The organism is Mesorhizobium sp. M0772, assembly GCF_040320135.1.
In the GTDB taxonomy this organism is placed as follows: Bacteria; Pseudomonadota; Alphaproteobacteria; order Rhizobiales; family Rhizobiaceae; genus Mesorhizobium.
In genome coordinates this window covers 1-15,659 of sequence record NZ_JAMYPB010000079.1, presented here as the reverse complement: position 1 = coordinate 15,659, position 15,659 = coordinate 1, and the positions used below count along the sequence as shown (strand labels likewise).

The 15,659-nt window shown below is 64.4% G+C and carries 21 protein-coding genes, 2 pseudogenes and 1 riboswitch; of the genes and pseudogenes, 15 read left to right on the top strand and 8 right to left on the bottom strand.

Translation table 11 applies throughout. The annotated features are described in order from the left end of the window. The first annotated feature begins 196 nt into the window (after window positions 1-196). Window positions 197-1,078 carry an EamA family transporter gene (locus NKI06_RS29450; RefSeq protein ID WP_352987827.1) on the top strand — a complete coding sequence of 294 codons (882 nt, stop codon included), beginning with the start codon at window positions 197-199 and terminating at the stop codon, window positions 1,076-1,078. Window positions 1,079-1,223: 145 nt separating this feature from the next. Beyond that, window positions 1,224-2,399 (top strand): hypothetical protein, encoded by a 1,176-nt coding sequence (locus NKI06_RS29445; protein ID WP_352987826.1) that lies wholly within the window; start codon window positions 1,224-1,226, stop codon window positions 2,397-2,399. Window positions 2,400-2,490: 91 nt separating this feature from the next. Here NKI06_RS29445 and NKI06_RS29440 read toward each other — a convergent pair whose 3' ends face one another. The 3 genes from NKI06_RS29440 to dinB all read right to left on the bottom strand — a co-directional run bounded on the left by NKI06_RS29440 (window position 2,491) and on the right by dinB (window position 4,400). Then, entirely contained in the window at window positions 2,491-2,583 is a 93-nt protein-coding gene (locus tag NKI06_RS29440; RefSeq protein ID WP_352627439.1) for a putative RiPP precursor, read from the bottom strand. Window positions 2,584-2,774: 191 nt separating this feature from the next. Further along, complete coding sequence (locus tag NKI06_RS29435) at window positions 2,775-2,873, bottom strand: putative RiPP precursor (protein ID WP_352987825.1); 99 nt, start codon at window positions 2,871-2,873, stop codon at window positions 2,775-2,777. 285 nt (window positions 2,874-3,158) lie between these two features. Then, on the bottom strand, window positions 3,159-4,400 hold the full coding sequence (gene dinB / locus NKI06_RS29430; protein WP_352987824.1) for a DNA polymerase IV: 1,242 nt from the start codon (window positions 4,398-4,400) through the stop codon (window positions 3,159-3,161). 233 nt (window positions 4,401-4,633) lie between these two features. Here dinB and NKI06_RS29425 point away from each other — a divergent pair, with 233 nt between their 5' ends. The 3 genes from NKI06_RS29425 to NKI06_RS29415 all read left to right on the top strand — a co-directional run bounded on the left by NKI06_RS29425 (window position 4,634) and on the right by NKI06_RS29415 (window position 5,920). Continuing rightward, complete coding sequence (locus tag NKI06_RS29425) at window positions 4,634-4,870, top strand: hypothetical protein (protein WP_023670353.1); 237 nt, start codon at window positions 4,634-4,636, stop codon at window positions 4,868-4,870. A 154-nt stretch (window positions 4,871-5,024) separates the two neighbouring features. After that, window positions 5,025-5,432, top strand: a complete 408-nt coding sequence (locus NKI06_RS29420) for a heme-copper oxidase family protein (RefSeq protein WP_023749548.1) — start codon at window positions 5,025-5,027, stop codon at window positions 5,430-5,432. A gap of 266 nt (window positions 5,433-5,698) precedes the next feature. Then, window positions 5,699-5,920 (top strand): hypothetical protein, encoded by a 222-nt coding sequence (locus NKI06_RS29415; RefSeq protein ID WP_023670355.1) that lies wholly within the window; start codon window positions 5,699-5,701, stop codon window positions 5,918-5,920. A gap of 293 nt (window positions 5,921-6,213) precedes the next feature. On the opposite strand, the pseudogene NKI06_RS30975 reads toward NKI06_RS29415, so the two are convergent. Both NKI06_RS30975 and NKI06_RS29405 read right to left on the bottom strand, forming a co-directional pair. Continuing rightward, window positions 6,214-6,348 (bottom strand): annotated as a pseudogene (locus tag NKI06_RS30975) (PRC-barrel domain containing protein); the annotation flags it as partial. After that, window positions 6,315-6,644, bottom strand: a complete 330-nt coding sequence (locus tag NKI06_RS29405) for a hypothetical protein (protein ID WP_023740113.1) — start codon at window positions 6,642-6,644, stop codon at window positions 6,315-6,317. The pseudogene NKI06_RS30975 and the gene NKI06_RS29405, both read right to left, overlap by 34 nt. 160 nt (window positions 6,645-6,804) lie before the next feature. Between NKI06_RS29405 and NKI06_RS29400 the strand changes: the two genes are divergently transcribed. The 4 genes from NKI06_RS29400 to NKI06_RS29385 all read left to right on the top strand — a co-directional run bounded on the left by NKI06_RS29400 (window position 6,805) and on the right by NKI06_RS29385 (window position 8,424). Continuing rightward, complete coding sequence (locus NKI06_RS29400) at window positions 6,805-7,107, top strand: hypothetical protein (RefSeq protein WP_352538142.1); 303 nt, start codon at window positions 6,805-6,807, stop codon at window positions 7,105-7,107. A gap of 342 nt (window positions 7,108-7,449) precedes the next feature. Then, window positions 7,450-7,779: a DUF1236 domain-containing protein gene (locus tag NKI06_RS29395; RefSeq protein ID WP_023670359.1), complete on the top strand. Its 330-nt coding sequence runs from the start codon at window positions 7,450-7,452 to the stop codon at window positions 7,777-7,779. Between the two features lie 97 nt (window positions 7,780-7,876). Then, window positions 7,877-8,092 (top strand): hypothetical protein, encoded by a 216-nt coding sequence (locus NKI06_RS29390; protein WP_023670360.1) that lies wholly within the window; start codon window positions 7,877-7,879, stop codon window positions 8,090-8,092. Window positions 8,093-8,184: 92 nt separating this feature from the next. Continuing rightward, entirely contained in the window at window positions 8,185-8,424 is a 240-nt protein-coding gene (locus NKI06_RS29385; protein WP_023705172.1) for a DUF2934 domain-containing protein, read from the top strand. A gap of 156 nt (window positions 8,425-8,580) precedes the next feature. Here the strand turns inward: NKI06_RS29385 and NKI06_RS29380 are convergent, their stop codons facing one another. Together NKI06_RS29380 and NKI06_RS29375 are read right to left on the bottom strand one after the other, a co-directional pair. Beyond that, on the bottom strand, window positions 8,581-8,832 hold the full coding sequence (locus NKI06_RS29380) for a hypothetical protein (RefSeq protein WP_352987823.1): 252 nt from the start codon (window positions 8,830-8,832) through the stop codon (window positions 8,581-8,583). A gap of 249 nt (window positions 8,833-9,081) precedes the next feature. Next, a pseudogene (locus NKI06_RS29375) lies at window positions 9,082-9,471 on the bottom strand (GSU2403 family nucleotidyltransferase fold protein); the annotation flags it as partial. A gap of 210 nt (window positions 9,472-9,681) precedes the next feature. Beyond that, window positions 9,682-9,794: riboswitch (TPP riboswitch) on the top strand. Between NKI06_RS29375 and NKI06_RS29370 the strand changes: the two are divergent. The 4 genes from NKI06_RS29370 to NKI06_RS29355 all read left to right on the top strand — a co-directional run bounded on the left by NKI06_RS29370 (window position 9,785) and on the right by NKI06_RS29355 (window position 13,274). Then, window positions 9,785-10,393, top strand: coding sequence for a YkoF family thiamine/hydroxymethylpyrimidine-binding protein (locus NKI06_RS29370; RefSeq protein WP_352987822.1), 609 nt, complete (start codon window positions 9,785-9,787; stop codon window positions 10,391-10,393). Its footprint overlaps the riboswitch before it by 10 nt. Window positions 10,394-10,648: 255 nt before the next feature. Then, window positions 10,649-11,491 carry an ABC transporter permease gene (locus NKI06_RS29365; protein WP_352987828.1) on the top strand — a complete coding sequence of 281 codons (843 nt, stop codon included), beginning with the start codon at window positions 10,649-10,651 and terminating at the stop codon, window positions 11,489-11,491. Beyond that, a complete protein-coding gene (locus NKI06_RS29360; RefSeq protein WP_352987821.1) occupies window positions 11,488-12,270 on the top strand; it encodes an ABC transporter ATP-binding protein in 783 nt (260 codons plus the stop codon). The genes NKI06_RS29365 and NKI06_RS29360 overlap by 4 nt, the downstream gene beginning before the upstream one ends. After that, entirely contained in the window at window positions 12,267-13,274 is a 1,008-nt protein-coding gene (locus tag NKI06_RS29355) for an ABC transporter substrate-binding protein (protein WP_352987820.1), read from the top strand. Before NKI06_RS29360 ends, NKI06_RS29355 begins: the two co-directional genes overlap by 4 nt. 168 nt (window positions 13,275-13,442) lie before the next feature. Here NKI06_RS29355 and NKI06_RS29350 read toward each other — a convergent pair whose 3' ends face one another. Next, on the bottom strand, window positions 13,443-14,105 hold the full coding sequence (locus NKI06_RS29350; RefSeq protein WP_023672482.1) for a LexA family transcriptional regulator: 663 nt from the start codon (window positions 14,103-14,105) through the stop codon (window positions 13,443-13,445). 79 nt (window positions 14,106-14,184) lie between these two features. Here NKI06_RS29350 and NKI06_RS29345 point away from each other — a divergent pair, with 79 nt between their 5' ends. After that, entirely contained in the window at window positions 14,185-14,559 is a 375-nt protein-coding gene (locus NKI06_RS29345) for a hypothetical protein (protein ID WP_352810895.1), read from the top strand. Between the two features lie 83 nt (window positions 14,560-14,642). Further along, window positions 14,643-15,323 (top strand): GcrA cell cycle regulator, encoded by a 681-nt coding sequence (locus NKI06_RS29340; RefSeq protein ID WP_352987819.1) that lies wholly within the window; start codon window positions 14,643-14,645, stop codon window positions 15,321-15,323. The last annotated feature ends 336 nt before the right edge of the window (window positions 15,324-15,659 follow it).

Genomic DNA, 15,659 nt, shown 5'->3' with positions numbered 1-15,659 from the left:
TTGTGTGGGCGGGCCCCCCCCCCCGCGTGCGAGCTAGGCTCGCCACCTCTCCCCCGATCGACGGGGGAGAGGAAATGCGTCGGCGTTCGCCTTCCACGTCTTGCCCCATCAACAGTCTGCCCGTGCCACACGACAGCCAGGCCTATTATCCATATCTCGGGCCAACGCTGCGGCGCACCGCGCGGAGGGACTGGAATTGACGTCGACGTCGATTGCCGCAGCTGAAGCGAAGGCCTTGCCGATCGGCGCGTTGCTTGGCGCCATGGTGTCGATCCAGATCGGCGCCACCTTCGCCAAGGGCCTGTTTCCGCTGATCGGCGCCAATGGCACCACGGCGCTGCGGCTGGTCGTGGGCGCGCTGATGCTGGCGGCGGTGCTGAGGCCGTGGCGGGTGCGGCCGTCGCGCGCCGTGCTGCCCTGGCTCATCGCCTACGGCGTCAACCTCGCGGCGCTGAACCTTTTGTTTTACGCAGCGCTCGCCAGAATCCCGCTCGGCGTCGCGGTGGCGCTCGAATTCTCCGGCCCGCTGCTTGTGGCGACGCTGTCGTCGCGGCGCGCCACCGACTTCGTCTGGGTGGTCCTGGCCGTTTCCGGCATATTGCTGTTGTCGCCCTTCATCCACTCCGGCAGTGCACTCGACCCGCTCGGCGTGATGCTGGCGCTGGCAGCCGGCGGCTGCTGGGCGCTCTACATCGTCTTTGCGCAAAAGGCCGGCGCCGAGCTCGGCAGCCAGACCACGGCTTACGGGCTGGTCATTGCCGCTGCTCTCGCCCTGCCGTTCGGCCTCGCCGAGGCGGGTACCGGCCTGATCGCACCCGCGATCCTGGTCAGCGCGCTGCTGGTCGGGCTGTTCTCCAGTGCCTTGCCGTTCTGGCTGGAGATGGTGGCGCTGACCCGGATGCCGGCCAGGCTCTACGGCACGCTGACCTGTCTGGAGCCGGCGCTGGGCGCGCTGGCCGGCTTCCTGTTCCTGCACGAGATCCTGAGCCCGCTGCAATGCGCGGGCATTGCCGCAGTCGTCGTCGCCGCCTTCGGCGCCGCGCTGACCACGAAGCCGCCGGTGCCGTCGCCGGAATAGGTGCCTGAAATGGATATGTGACGCCGATGCCGTGGTCCGCCGGTCCCGTGTCCGGTTGCTCAAGCGCCCGCAGCATCGATATATGGATCGATGTATGTGCAGGAGATCCAGATGAGCAGGGCCGACAGCATTGCTTGAGCCGTCCGTGATCAAGGCAATACTCCTTGTCGGGTTCGCCGCTGTCGTTGCGGCTCTCGCCTGGCGGCTGGCGCGGTCGCGTCGCCAGGCCCGGCTTCGTGAAGATCCGGCCAACGACTACGCCGTGCGCCGGAACTGGTCGGGCAACCACGGCAAGCTCAATCATTCGACCTTTGTCTACTTCGATGCCGATCGTGACGGCCGCTACGGGCTCGGCGACCGCCCGATGGCCGGCATCATGGTCAGACTGCATGATGGCGACGGCCGCTTCGTCGCCGCGGCGCGGAGCAATCGCGGCGGCTTTGCCAATTTCCTGGCGTCGGCGAAACGTCGGGCCGCGCCCATCCATGTGCCGGGCAGCTACCGCTTCACCGTGTCGGTTCCGCCCGGCTGGCGCTCCAGCAGCGCCAACGAGGTCCAGTCGCAGCACCTCCGGCCGCTGCCGGGCTCGCCCACCGGGCTGGTCTCGGAAGCAATGCTGCAGCCGGTCGGCCTGTTTGCGATACGCCGGCTCAGCGGCCGCGTAGCGGACGGTGCTTCGGCGAGCATCTCGGTGATGGCGAAAGGGCAAGAGGTGGCAGTGCATCCGCTAAGTGCTGGGGCTGGCTTCCGTCTCGATCTGCCCGATGACGCCGACGCGATCGAAGTCACCGGCGATGGCATGGAACGACGACTGGCCTTGTCGGCCTACCCGACCGAACTCGGCCTGCTGTCGCCCGAGAACGCGGCTGTCGACAGCGCCGCGTCCTCGCAGGCCATCGGTTTCGACGACATCACCACGCGCGGTCTGCGCAAGGTGCCGTCCGGTTATGCCGGGTTGACCTGGTTCAACCTGAACGCACTTGCGCGCGATCATACCGAAGGCAGTGAAGGTTACGTCAACGGCAATATCTCGGGAGACCATGTCTGCTATACGAGCAGCGGACATCCGGCCGAATTCTCGAGCGACAAACCGTTCGGATTCCATTCCGTGATGCTGACGGCGGCATGGTTGAAGTCCGAAGGCGAAACCGCACTGGTCGAGAGCTGGCTTGGCGACCGGCTGATCGCCAGCGACACGATCGTCCTGTCGGCACTGGCGCCCGTCCACTACGCGCCGATGCTGGCGGCGGTGACGCGCGTGCGCCTTTCAACGAGCCACTATTGGCAGCTCGTGCTCGACGATCTGGTGGTTGTGCGCTGAACGGTCCCGCCGCCTGCGGGAGATCATGCTCCGGAAACGATCAAGCCGCCCGACTCTGTCAGGAGGATCTCGATCTACCGGGGGAACGAGTTTAGCCCGGAATAGGAGCAGAAGCGCCGTTCGCGGTGATCTGCGAGAGCTTTCCCTTTTTTACCAGCACCGGCTTGGAATAGATCTTCCTCATTTTCCACTCTCCACGTCGGGCAAAGCCCTGTTCCCGGCCAGACGGCACGAGGCGTCCGGATGATCGGCTGTTAGTCGGCGACCGGCCCGGAGCCGTTACCATTATCGGCTGTAACCTGCGAGAGCTTGCCATGCCGCATCTCCAGTGTCAGGCGAGGCCGCCAGATCAGGCGACAGTCCGACTCAACAACTTCACTCGATCGGGCCGGAACCCGCGCCATTGGCGACCGCTGTAACCTGCGAAAGCTTGCCTTTTTTGACCAGAACAGGCTTCGAATAGGTTTTCTTCATAGTGAATCCTCCAAGCTTACGCGATAATGCCAGACGGATCGGCACTGTCAACCTTCGCGGCGCCGTCGTCCCGCCCCGGGTTTTCTTGGTCCCGATGCACTAACCGCAAGTCCACCTTCATCGACAAAGCGTTGTTCTTGGGCGTGCATGGCGTGGCCGGGTTGCGGTGCGAAAAATGTCCGAAACTGCGGCGGGTCTGGCCTGGTTGGTCGGCCTGCTCAAACAGAGCGGCAATGCAGCGCGGACGGGCCCAGCCTAAACATTGGCCTTGCCGTCGCGCCGCACTCACAGTTCCCTCTCCGCCAGTTCCCTGAAAGCATCGGGAACCGAGCGCCGGGCTTCCAGCGCCACGGCGCCATAGCCGACAGCCTCTCTGCCAAAGCGCTGGCGGATCTTGTCGATGGCGCGGTCGGCGCCAAAGCGCGCCAGGCCTTGCCTGCTGCCGGGTCGCTGCTTTTCATCGGCAAGCCCGAGCGGCAGCTCCAGCTGCAGCTCGGCACTTTCTTCCAGCTGCGACACCGAGATCGCCAGCAGCGAGATGGTCTTCTCCCGAGGGTTGGCGGCCAGCACGCCGCGCACCAGCTCCCCGGCGATTTCGGCCAGCATCGCGGTTGCCGAAATCGGCTGATCGAGCGTCAGCGAGCGTGTGACGGCGTGCAGATCGGCGAAACGCACGCGCACCGTCACCGTGCGCCCGGGCCGTGATTTCGCCCTGGGCCGGCTGGCGACCCGGTCTGCCAGATGCAGCAGCACGGGTCCGAAGATACGCGCTTCGGCCGGCCGTCTGCCAAGCGCCGACTGCGCGCCGGCGGAATGCGACCGCCTGTGGGTTTCGAGCTTTCGCGGGTCGCGGTTCCATGCCAGCGACGCCAGCTTTTCGCCGGCGGCGGGCCCGAGCAACCTTCGCAGCGCCCCGCTATGCGTCTTTGCCAACTGGCCGATGGTCTCGATGCCGATCTCGGCCAGCCGCGCCTTGGTCGCCGGGCCGACGCCCCACATCAGGCCGACCGGCAGATCATGCAGGAAGGCAAGTTCGGTGTTCGGATCGACCACCACTAGGCCGTCGGGCTTGGCCACCTGCGAGGCGATCTTGGCCAGATGCTTGGTGCGCGCCACGCCGATCGAGATCGGCAGGCCGAGCTCTGCCCGGACGCGCCGACGCACCGTGGCGGCGATCTCGGCCGGCGGTCCGAACAGATGCGTGCAGCCGGCCACATCGGCAAAGGCTTCATCGATGGAAATCCGCTCGACCAGCGGCGTGAAATCGTCGAGCACCTTGATGGCGGCGTCGCCCAGCCGCTGATAGTCGGCGAAATGGCCGCCGACGAAGATCAGTCCGGGGCAAAGCTCGCGCGCGCGTCGTCCGGGCATGCCGCCGCGCACGCCGAAAGCCCTGGCTTCGTAGGAAGCGGCAAGCACGACGCCGCCGCCGACGGCGATCGGCTTGCCCCTGCGCGCCGGGTCGAGCAGCTGCTCGACCGAGGCGTAGAAGGCGTCGAGATCCGCATGCAGGATGGTGGGCTCCATCCCGACCGTTCCCTTTGCGGCGTTGCAGCATTAGCCGCGTCTGTTGTGAGAGGCGTTTTTGCCGAACAAATAGAGAACAAACAGGGCCTATTGTCAAGCGAAGCGGTTGTCGCCGGCCGGCCCGTTCCAGGGCGGGCTGTCGAGTGCTCCGCCTGGGCATCGGACCTGCGGAACATTGTCTCTCGCCTCGGCGTTCATATCCGCGACGGGACGCTGTTTTTGTGGAGGCCGGTATGGGCCAGTTCGAGATGATCGACCTCGTCAGCGTCATTGACGCCTGCACGAGCGATCGCGTTGCCGGGCACTGCGTGTCAATGGCCAGGGCGGTGGAGGAGTTGCGAGTGCTGACCGGTGATTTCGTATCGCCGGACGAGACGGTGGCCAACGCGCTGTCGGCAGTGGCGCTGGGGCGCGGCTGCGCGGTGGTGTTCGACGAGCGAGCGGGCGCCGACATCTTGCTGACGCCGTAGCGCGGCGGCGCCGGGTTGTGGCAGCCAGAAAAGTCGAACAGCGTGCAAAAAGCTGTGCAGGCATGGCCCCATAACCGGGGCGTGGAAAAGTTCTGCGCGTGGGTGTATTCTCCAGGTCGCAAGCGGTCGCAGACCGCATAGGGGGAGAAATGACATGCCGAGGGTTTCAGAACTCTTTTTCAAAACTGCCATCTTGTTCCTGATGTTGGGGATTGCGGCCGGCCTGCAGATGGCGATCTCGGGTGACCACGCCGCTTTTCCGGCGCACGCGCATATCAATCTGCTCGGTTGGGTGACGAGCGCCATCTTCGGCGGCTACTACGCGCTCAATCCGCAAAAGGCGGCGCGTCGCATCGCCATGATCCACTACGGGCTCTACACACTCGGCCTGGTGATCATGCTGCCGGCGCTGTATGTGATGCTGCAGGGAAACCCGGCGCTTGAACCGATCGTCGCCGGCGGCTCGGTCATTATCGCCGCTGCCGTTCTGGTTTTTGCTTTCGTGGTGTTTTCGCCCGAAACGGCGCGCTCGGTGTCCGGCGTGGTTCCGGCCTCTCGCTGACTGTTCGCGCGCGGCGATCAAAGTCCGACCCGCATTCGCGACCCGCGACACGGGTTGGCCAGGCCGATGGCCGCAGCCGCTGGCTGCGGTGTCTATCGCCGCGTCGGCGCTTAACATACCCGAGTCCCACCACGTATTATTTCGTGACTATTTGGCGCCGGAACCTTCCCAGATATCGCGCGTTGCGGCGACTGTATTCGCGCTGCCTTATATATAGGCAGACTTGAGTACGTCCACAGCATGGGTTGGGGGAGGAGCAGGCCACCATGTCGAACAGAGAAATCGGAACGTCGGCCTCACTGGGCCGACGCATCGCCGATCTGAAAGCCAGGATGCGAGACGCCAGCGTTACTGAACACGAGATGCAGACCTTCCAGAAGGTCGCGGCCATCATGGGGGGTGTCGAAGGCTCCCTACGCCTCGACGCCGACGACCTGATCGCGGCGTCCTTCGTCACCGAGGCGCTCGGCGATCCCGGGTCGAACTGAAGGTCAGAGCCCGTCGGCACTCAAGTGCCGGCGGGCGATGGCCCGGTTCGCAGCGTTGCGATGCTGGAGCGTGTCTGCGCCGCCCGCGGCGGGGATATCTTGCGCACTTTGAAGATTCAGGCGAGCGGCCTCAACGGCGCTTGAGATATTGGGCTTCGCGTTCGTGCTTCTCGGCTGCCTCGCGGCTGTCGAACGTGCCGAGATTGCGCGGCCCTTGACCACAAGGGCTAAATTTAACCAAACCGCCAAGGCGCCTTAAACGAAGGATCAGACCAGCCGGATCCTTCGAAATATCAATCGCGATGCTCCGGCATCGCCTTCAGCTCATCCTTGGTCCAACTGGTGACGGCGTGGACGTCCCGGGAAACCTCTCGAAAGTCCGCGGTCGCTGCCCTTACACCTCGTCGAACGGGCCGCCGCGCCTCGCCAGGTCGTGACCAATGGCGGCTTCCTCGGCGTCGTCGGGCAAGGCATCGTCACTGTCCTGGTAGGGGTTGTCGTCATCCTCCTCGGGCAGTTCGCCTTCCTTCTCGACTCCGGTGGTGTCCGGCAGGCTTTCCTCATCTGCTCCGTCGGGCAGGACCGTTGCGCCACGCAGCGCATCCCAATCCTGCCGGCGCGGCGTCGGCGCCTCCACCTCGTCATTGGCGATCGTGTCGCGGGCATCGTTTTTGCTCGGTGGCGCCTCGACCTCGTCATTGGGTTTTCTGTTTCGTTCTTCCATGATTGCCTCCTCTGGGCGGCTTTGCGTCGAGAAGGTGGAACTCACTTCCGGCTGTCAGGTTCCGGCAACCACTCCATCTCCGTGGAACCAATTGCCGCCAGTCTGCTTTGCCAAGGACTAGTCTGTTTTGCCAAGGAGATGAATCCAGAGGAGCTGGACCATGAAGACTTTCCCCCTCATCCCATGCGTGCTGCTCTTGGCGCTGGCCGACCCGGCGGCTGCGCAGGACAATGGCGACCGGAACGGCCCTGCCGCGCCTTGCCAGGCGCAGCCTCAGGACGATGCTCGGAAGCCGCCGGTCGCCAATGGCGGTGGCGAATCGACCAGCACGCTCGGTCCCTGCGGCGGCGTGCTGCAGCCGCCGCCCAGTGGTGACCAGGGTATGACGCAGCCGCCGCCGGACCAGGGCAAGACGCCGGTGATCAAGCCTGGCGAGGTGCCTGCGCAGCCGCCGAAGCAATGACCTTTGCTTGAAACTTCACGGCGTGGCACGAAGGCGGTCGGTTCCGGTCTTGGCCGGGCGACGCGGTCACCGGATCAATGCCGGCGCCGGCCGCGATCGCCACCGGAATTTGGAGCCGTGCATCGTCCACGTCGAAGGTCTCCTGAGGGATTGTGCTTCAATGCGAATCTTGCGGGTGCGGGTTCTGCTGGCATGACCGGGAAGCCGATCAATTTAGTCTCCGCTTGCGGAACAAGACCGTACCGGCTGCGTTTGCCTCCAGGAGCCCGCCACCTCGATCTGCGCTGTTTTCGCCTCATGCGGGAACACGGCGGAGCTCGCCAACAACGACAGGAGACGAAGATGAAAACCATCCTTATTCCCGCCGTCGCCGGGCTCGCCATGATCGCTGGTATCGGCATTGCCGCCGCCGACGAGGTCATCGTCACGCAGCCGGCACAGCAGCAGGTGATCATCACCCCGGAACAGCGCACGGTCGTGCACCAATACGTAAAGAAACATCCGCTTGCCTCGGTCAATCTGCTCGGCGTCGAATTGAATGTCGGCACTGCCTTGCCTGACACTGTCGAGCTGCAGGAGGTTCCCGACGTTCAGTACAGATACGCCGTCGTCGACAACCATACCGTGTTGGTCGACCCCAGCACGCGCAGGATTGTCGAGGTGGTCGAGTAACGCTCGACAACCTAACCATTCATCGGTGATACGGCCCTGTCGTTCTTCCTAAAAGGGCGGCAGGGCCGAATGATGAACATGATGAAGGAGAATTGCCATGTTGCCGCATGTCGAGACCCCGAACTCCGCCAATGTTGCGGCGTGTTGCGACAAGTTGCTGGCCGAGCGCAACACGGCGCTGTTATCGATGAAGGAAGCGATCGCGCTCCTGCGGGAGCGCACCGGCACCGATCGTTCGGATGCCGACCTCGCGGGGCTGATCGTCAAGAAGGCGGCGCTGCTCGGCGTTGCGGTGATTTCCGACCCGCGCTGAGATGTCTCGTCACTCAAGACGCCGGCCGAATTTTCGGCTAATGTTTTCGTGGAATCTGGACCAACCGACCGGACCCAACCACGGAGGCTTAAGTGACGGACGACAAACAGGACCGCATTCGCCAGCGCGCGCACGAGATCTGGGAAAAGGCCGGCCGGCCTGAAGGCGCGCATCAGGAACACTGGGAGCAGGCCACGGCTGAATTTGATGGCGCGGTCGCCAAGCCCAAAAAGGCGGCGAAGAAAGCTGACGCCAAGCCCGCCAAGGCAGCCGCCAAGCCAAAGGCCGCGAAGCCTGCCGCCGCAAAGTCCGGCAAAGCCAAATCGAAATAAGGCCAGAAATAAGGCCAGTCGAAATAAAGCAAGGCCGGAATTCGCTGGCCGGGCCATCCTTGGCGCCCGCCGTTCAGGCGCGCCCGAGCCTCTCAACCTGACGAATTGCGCCTGCGACGGGCAGCGCAATTCCTTGTGTTTGGCGACAGCCGCCCCTCATGCCTCCCAGGCATAACTCGACAGCGCAAAGCGAATCCCGGCAGCTGTCATAGCCAGTTCGCATTCGGTGATCTGGCGCAGGTGGCGCAGATAGCGCGTTACAGTCTGTGGCAGCCAGCCGGCGCAGGCCTCGACATAGGCGCGGCTGTGAACAAGGGTGCCGGTCGACAGCGTCTCGTCCTTCTCGGCAACGACTTTCAGATATTGGCGGATGAAGCGGATGTCGTCGGCGATGTCCTGGCTGGCCATTCGCCAGGCCCCGGCGAGGCGTTGGCACTGATCGAATGACAAGGGCAACAAAGGGGGCGGCAATAAAGGCGGCGGCAACGACGGAGATGACGGCAAAGGACGAGAGAGATCGGCGAAGGCAACATGGTTCGCTGTGCTCAAGGACATTCCTCTCTGAGAAAAGAGATATCGTACTTTATGTACGAATAAGCGTCAAGCCAATTCGTACAGTTGGGACGATGGAAATGAATATAGCAGCGGTCGCTTCAGTTAATCCCGCATCGTGAATCCTTCAGGAGTCGCACCAATTTCGCGGAGGGATTTCCCCAGGATGGTGTTGACTGTTTCCCTCGTGGCGGCGTCGAACAGGTTCAAGCCGCCCCGGATCGTCTCGCGCCAGTTTTCGCCCCTCTCCCACGCTTCCATGAAGGCGAAGGCAAGGTCGTCCTGGCGACGCGTGGCTTCGAGCGCTTGGGTCAGCAGGCGCGCTTGATGGAGATCCTTCTCCCGCTTGGCGCCAGCGCTCGGCCCGCGTCGCGAGGCGACGATCAGCTTGTGGATGGCGTGGCGCTGGGGCGAGGGGACCAGCACAGGCAAGCCCGAGCGATGCAGGAGCACAGTCCGGATGGGGTCGCGGATAAGGAGATCCAGAAACCGTAAGGGCTGCGCGGAGTCTCTGCCGTTTTCTTATAATTACGTTTATCAGCTTGAATTCCAACGCAGTTATAAGAAGTTCGTGGAAACCTTATAACGCAACGAACTGACGAGTCGTCTGTTAACGCCCGGGCGCCCGGCACGTCTGGCCTAAAACACTTTGCCGCAGTGCCTCAACAAACGGCTTCCCCAATGTCTCGAACAATGCTTTAACCCGCCCATCCACAGGGGTGCTCCGTATCGTCGGGGCTGAGATGAGGGCGGCAAGCCTTCGGACCCTAAAGCTGATCTGGATAATACCAGCGGAGCGAGGCGGGCGATGTTTTCAGGCGCACAGATTTCCCTTTATCCCATGACCGACGATTTCGTCGGCGTCATCCTCGGCGCGCTCGGCGCGCTCGATCCCTGGCGCGACCGGCTGCGGATCGAAACCGATGACATCTCGACCCTTATGGTCGGGCCGCCCGAGGTGCTGTTTCCCGCCATGCGCGACCTGTTCGTCGCGGCGGCCAAAAGCGGCAAGCACTGCGTGCTTTCGGCGGCGGTCTCGCGCGGCTGTCCGGGCGAGCCCGACGATCCGATCTGCCGCTCCGACGAGACCGGCGGCCCCGCCATTCCGCTGGACGAGCGCAAGATCGCCGCGATCCGCGCTGTCCAGGCCATGCCGTCGACCGGCCAGCCGGTGGCGGCGCAGTTCTCGCTCTACGTTATGGGCACGGGCGACCATATGGACGAGATCTACGGCTGCATCGATTTCCTGAAACAGTCCGGCGTCTTTGAGCGCTCAAAGAACTTCTGCACCAAATTGCGTGGCGATGCCGGTGCGGTGTTTGCCACGCTCAACGAGGCCTTCTGCCGCTTCGGCCCCGGCGCCGGCCACGTCACCCTCGACATCACGATCTCGGCGAACAGCCCGAGCGCCGTCTGAGCCGCGGCTCAAGCGTCGTTCCTCGAGGATATTGCCGTGGCTGGTTTATCTGACCCATTGCGTGGAGGAGATGCCTCTGACCCCTCAGCACAAAGAGGAGGGGAGCCATTGGCGATTGGCGAAGACCGCGATGCCCACGAATCTCCCCCCTCGAGCAGGAGATGGCCGGCAGGCCAGAGGGGGTCCCAGCGCGTGGAGCGCCGACGTCCTTTTCGCATCGGCAAGGCGTGGGCGCTCTATGCGAGACGACCCCCTCTGTCGCCTTCGGCGACATCTCCCCCTCGAGGGGGGAGATTAGCCGCAGGCATCGCCAAGACCATCCCCGCCGCCTTCGCCTCCGCCCTGCTCCTCGCGGGGTGGGAGCTCTACGCCCGCTATGGTGGCGCTGCGCCCACCATGCTGCCGGCGCCGTCGCGCGTGCTGCAGCAGGCCTGGGAGCATCGCGCTGCCCTTGCCGACAACACGCTGCCCACCATCCGCGCCACATCAGCCGGCTTCGCCTGCTCGTTGGTCGCTGCCTTCGTGCTTTCGGCGCTGGTCGATTTCTTGGCCCCGCTGCGCCGCGCGCTGTTTCCGCTGCTGATCGTCAGCCAGACCTTGCCGCTGGTCGCGATCGCGCCGCTCATCGTGCTGTGGTTCGGCTTCGGGCTGATGCCAAAAATCCTGCTTGTGGCGCTCGTCACCTTCTTCCCGATGATGGTCGCGCTGGTCGAAGGTTTTGCTGCGACCAGCAAGGAGATTTCGCAGATGCTCGCCGCCATGGGGGCAGGGCGCTGGCGTATCTTCTGGCTGGCGCGCCTGCCTTCGGCGCTGCCCTATTTCTTCGCCGGGCTGCGCATCTCCGTCACCTACGCCGTGGTCGGCGCGATCTTCGCCGAATATGCGGGGGCGGCGAAGGGGCTGGGCATCTACATGCTGAATGCCAAGAACAACTTTCGGCCCGATCTGGTGCTCGCCGCGGTCGCCGTCAGCGCCGCGCTCACGCTTGTCTTGTTCGCCATTGCGGTGCTCGTCCAGCGCTTCGCCATGCCTTGGGAGAATGCAGGGAGCGAAAGCCGCGACGGCAAGGTTGAAGCTGCAGAAGAGAACCGTCAATGACGCGGCTCGAACTCCGGGACATCAGGAAGAACTTCGGCGCGCTTGAGGTGCTCGCCGGAATTTCGCTTCATGTCGCGGCCGGCGAGTTCGTTTCCATCCTCGGCCCTTCCGGCGCCGGCAAGTCGACGCTGTTCCAGCTGCTGACCGGCGCGCTGAAAGGTGAGGGCGACATGCGCTTCGACGGCGCGCCAATGCAGGGCAACCCCTTCGCCTTCATGCCGCAGCGCGACTCGCTGATGCCGTGGCGGCGCGTCATCGACAATGTGACGCTGGGGCTGCAAGTGCAGGGTCTTGGCCGCAAGGCGGCGCGCGAACGCGTCGCGCCGTTGTTTGCCGAGTTCGGCCTTGCCGGCTTCGAGCGCGCCTGGCCGGCGGAACTTTCCGGCGGCATGCGCCAGCGCGCCGCCCTTTTGCGCACCGTGGTGCAGCAGCGCGACATGCTGCTGCTCGACGAGCCCTTTGGCGCGCTGGATGCACTGACCCGCGCGGGTATGCAGCGCTGGCTGGAAGGCATGTGGCAGCGCCACCGCTGGACCGCGCTGCTGATCACCCATGACGTGCGCGAAGCCGTCTACCTCTCCGATCGAATCTATCTGATGTCGGCGCGGCCGGCCCGCATCACCGGCGAGATCGCCGTGCCGCTGCCGCGCCCGCGCACCACCGGCAGCGATGCCGCGCGCCAGGCCGCCGCGCTCGAAGCCGACATCCTCGACACGCTGCTCAATCCCGGGACTGACCGGGGCTTGTTCCCGCAGACCGCTCAAAGGAGTTTTTCATGACGGAATTCACACGCCGGCAGGCTTTGCTGCTGACGCTGGCCGCCGGATTGCCGCTGGCCTCGCGCGCTCATGCGGCTGCGCAAAAAATCACCGTCGCGCTCGACTGGACGGTCAACACCAACCATGTCGGCCTGTTCGTTGCCCGCGACAAAGGGTTCTACCACGAGGCTGGGCTCGATGTTGAGATCCTGCCCTATGGCGATACCGGCGCCGGCACGCTGGTCGCCAACCACATCGCCGATTTCGGCATTGCCGGCGTCGGCCTGTTCACCCAGCGGGCCGCCGGCGCCGACCTCAAAGCGGTCTACGCCGTGGTCCAGCAGGAGACCGGACGGCTGGTCTTCAACGCGGACCGTAGTGAGATCAAAGGCCCGAAAAACCTTGACGGCCTGACCTATGGCGGTTTCGGCAGCGCCTGGGAAAACACGCTGATCTCGACCATCATCCGCCACGATGGTGGCAAGGGCGTTTTCGAGACCGTGACGCTCGGCACCTCGGCCTATGAGGCGCTGGCCAACGGCTCGGTCGACTTCACGCTGGAGGTCTCGACCTGGGAAGGAGTCGCTGCCGAGCTGAAAGGCGTCAGGCAGCGCAGCTTCCGCTACGCCGACTACGGCGTGCCCGACGAGCACACCACCTTGATCGCCTCCAGCAATGCATATCTCCAGGCAAACCCGAAGGCCGCATCGGCCTTCGTCGAGGCAACGCGGCGCGGCTACCAATTTGCCTGCGATCACCCGCAGGAAGCCGGCGATCTGCTGATCGCGTCCAACAAGGACGCGCTGACCGACCCGGCGCTGGTCCACGCTTCGCTGAAGATGCTCGTCGACGGGCACTTCCTCAGAAGCCAGGCCGGCGTCATCGGCACCATCGACAAGGCCAAGATCGAGGCGATCGGAACCTACCTCTTCAGGGCCGGCATTCTGCTTGACGCCGATGGCAAGGGGCTGAAAGAGCGGCCGGATTTCGGGGGGTATTTTACGAACGAGTTTTTGGGCGCGTAATCTCCCCCCTCGGGAGATGTCGCCGAAGGCGACAGAGGGGGTCGGTACGTCCTGACGCGACTTCCTATCGCGGACAGAGGACGTCAGCGCCTTACGCGCGGCGACCCCCTCTGGCCTGCCGGCCATCTCCCCCTCGAGGGGGGAGATTGCGCCTCACCGCCTTCTCCCTCACATATCGATCATCGAGCGCTTCACCCGGCCGATGATGGTGATGGCGCCTTCGAGCGCCGGCGGCGGGATGTCCATGTAGGAGGCCGGCTGGAAGGGCGGGTTCTCGTTGGGGCGGTAACGCTTGTAGGTGGCCTGGCCGGATTCGTCAGAAATGACGTAGCAGCCATTGGTCACCAGCCGCTTGTCCCTGAGGTTGACGAAGATGATCGAATCCGGTGGCGAGATCTTGTTCATCGACGGGCCGTCGACGCGCAGAGCAATCCATTGGCCCTGCTCCAGATCGGTGGTGGGGATGGTCGGATAGTCGCTGAGATTGACCACCATGTCCTGGCTGCCGAGTTCGCCGGCGCTGATCCATGAGACGATGGGCACATCGACGGTGGCCAGCGACGGCATCGGGATCTGCCGGCCCGACTCGTCAAAGCCGAAATGGCCCCCCGCAAGGCTGCCGCCGTCGCCGTTGAACAAGAGCCAGCCGGGATCGACGCCGAACAGGCGGCCGTATTTCTCCGCCGCCTTGCGCGACAGCGGCCGGTTACCGTTCTCGTGACTGATCAGCGTGTTCTTGTTGATGTCGCGCAATGCCCGCGCGGCGTCGCTCGGCGAGGCATAGCCCGCCTCCGCCCGTGCCTGCTGCAATCTGTGCCTCGGTTCCTGCATCGTACAAATTGCCTGAATTTATCGTCCAGTACGTACGATTTCGCTTGCGTACGTTTCGTACATATCGTACGCTTAGCGCATGATCGAACAAACCGCAAGCGTTTCCGCAGGCATCCTCAGCTTTCTCCCATCGTCCGGGCTGTCCTCCTCCCCGGTCCGGACGCAAACCGGGGCTTCTGCCCCGGATCCGGTCGAACCGTCGTCCCCCCGATCGACCGGAACGGCCGGAGCCGCTCCTCTCCCGACTCCGGCCACCTCTTCGGCCCATGGCGCCGCCGGTGCGCCAAGGGCTGTCTCCGGCGGGCAGGACCTTTCCTGCATCCGCACGGAAGATGGCACCGTCATCCTGTTCGACCGGCTGACGGGCAGGGCGGTTTCCGCCCTCACCAAAGCGGCCGCCGAAGCCGCCTTGCGGCATCTCGCCGGCTCGCTGCCGGCCGCCAGTATCGGCTGACCGCACCGACCATCCGCTCTGATTTTTCCCGTAGGCCCTCGGGGCCGGCGCTCGGCCTTTGCGCGCAATCAATGGATACCGACATGACTGCCTATACCGACACCGAATTGCAGGAGATCGCCGTCTGGCTGAGGGATGGCCTGTCGGCCACAGGGATCGCCGTCCGCTTCACGGCGCTGCGCGGCAGTCCGGTCTCGCGCAACGCCATCATCGGCATCGTCCACCGCAACAGCGCGTCGAAGACCATCGGCTTCGCCAACCCCAGAGGCGGCAGGTCCGGCGGCCGACCGAGGAAGAATGCGACGGGGAAGACTGCGGCAAACGAGAATACCGCCAAGAGGAATCCGCCGGCGCAGCCAAGCAAGCCCGTAAGGGAAGTAGGAGTTTCGCCGGTCAAACCGGCCGCCAAACCGACCCGTCAGCCATCGGCCAGGCCTTTGTTGCCAGCCCGTCCGGCGCCCTCGATCCCGGGCGAAGGACGGCTGGTGGTGGACGGCGAAATCTACCGCTTCAATGTGCCGGCGCCGCGCCCTGCCTCGCTCGGGCGTCAGCCGCATGTCGCCGCCATGCGCTTCATCGACTGCCTGTTCGACCGCTGCCGCGCGCCGCTCGACCTGACGCTGGAGGAAGACCCCGACAACGATGCTCCCGGCAGTCGGCCGGGGCTCGAGATGCTGTGCTGCGGCCTGCGCACAAGGGCGCTGAAAAGCTACTGCGAATATCATCAGACGCGTTTCCACCGACCTGTGGCGGAGGTGGTGTGAGCGGCTGGGCTCCGTTCCTCGCCTCCGGACGACCCCACCAATGATCGAAAGCCGGCGGGACAGCGCCCCCCTCTGTCCTGCCGGACGTTCGTCGCTCGGAAAGCCAAGCAATTGGCTTTCCGTCCGCTTCGCGGACCACTCCTCAACCCCCACGAGGGGGGCGATCGGATATCGCCGCCGATTTCGCCAATTGCCAACGTTGCAGAGGCGCAGCCGCCGAAACTGCCAATCTCCCCCTCGTGGGCATAGGCGCTAAGATAGGTATTGCCCTGCGGAATCGGGTGTGATTCTACACTGCGATGACACACGAATCGCTTGCAGACGACGGTTGGGCCG

Bases quoted from the DNA above. Each gene is read 5' to 3' on its own strand.
- NKI06_RS29380 (WP_352987823.1), bottom strand. From the start codon at position 8,832: ATGGCCAGCCAGGACATCGCCGACGACATCCGCTTCATCCGCCAATAT.
- NKI06_RS29395 (WP_023670359.1), top strand. From the start codon at position 7,450: ATGAAAACCATCCTTATTCCCGCCGTCGCCGGGCTCGCCATGATCGCT.
- NKI06_RS29350 (WP_023672482.1), bottom strand. From the start codon at position 14,105: ATGCAGGAACCGAGGCACAGATTGCAGCAGGCACGGGCGGAGGCGGGC.
- NKI06_RS29340 (WP_352987819.1), top strand. From the start codon at position 14,643: ATGACTGCCTATACCGACACCGAATTGCAGGAGATCGCCGTCTGGCTG.
- NKI06_RS29440 (WP_352627439.1), bottom strand. From the start codon at position 2,583: ATGAGGAAGATCTATTCCAAGCCGGTGCTGGTAAAAAAGGGAAAGCTC.
- NKI06_RS29425 (WP_023670353.1), top strand. From the start codon at position 4,634: ATGGGCCAGTTCGAGATGATCGACCTCGTCAGCGTCATTGACGCCTGC.
- NKI06_RS29400 (WP_352538142.1), top strand. From the start codon at position 6,805: ATGAAGACTTTCCCCCTCATCCCATGCGTGCTGCTCTTGGCGCTGGCC.
- NKI06_RS29390 (WP_023670360.1), top strand. From the start codon at position 7,877: ATGTTGCCGCATGTCGAGACCCCGAACTCCGCCAATGTTGCGGCGTGT.
- NKI06_RS29355 (WP_352987820.1), top strand. From the start codon at position 12,267: ATGACGGAATTCACACGCCGGCAGGCTTTGCTGCTGACGCTGGCCGCC.
- NKI06_RS29360 (WP_352987821.1), top strand. From the start codon at position 11,488: ATGACGCGGCTCGAACTCCGGGACATCAGGAAGAACTTCGGCGCGCTT.
- NKI06_RS29420 (WP_023749548.1), top strand. From the start codon at position 5,025: ATGCCGAGGGTTTCAGAACTCTTTTTCAAAACTGCCATCTTGTTCCTG.
- dinB (WP_352987824.1), bottom strand. From the start codon at position 4,400: ATGGAGCCCACCATCCTGCATGCGGATCTCGACGCCTTCTACGCCTCG.
- NKI06_RS29415 (WP_023670355.1), top strand. From the start codon at position 5,699: ATGTCGAACAGAGAAATCGGAACGTCGGCCTCACTGGGCCGACGCATC.
- NKI06_RS29435 (WP_352987825.1), bottom strand. From the start codon at position 2,873: ATGAAGAAAACCTATTCGAAGCCTGTTCTGGTCAAAAAAGGCAAGCTT.
- NKI06_RS29405 (WP_023740113.1), bottom strand. From the start codon at position 6,644: ATGGAAGAACGAAACAGAAAACCCAATGACGAGGTCGAGGCGCCACCG.
- NKI06_RS29345 (WP_352810895.1), top strand. From the start codon at position 14,185: ATGATCGAACAAACCGCAAGCGTTTCCGCAGGCATCCTCAGCTTTCTC.
- NKI06_RS29370 (WP_352987822.1), top strand. From the start codon at position 9,785: ATGTTTTCAGGCGCACAGATTTCCCTTTATCCCATGACCGACGATTTC.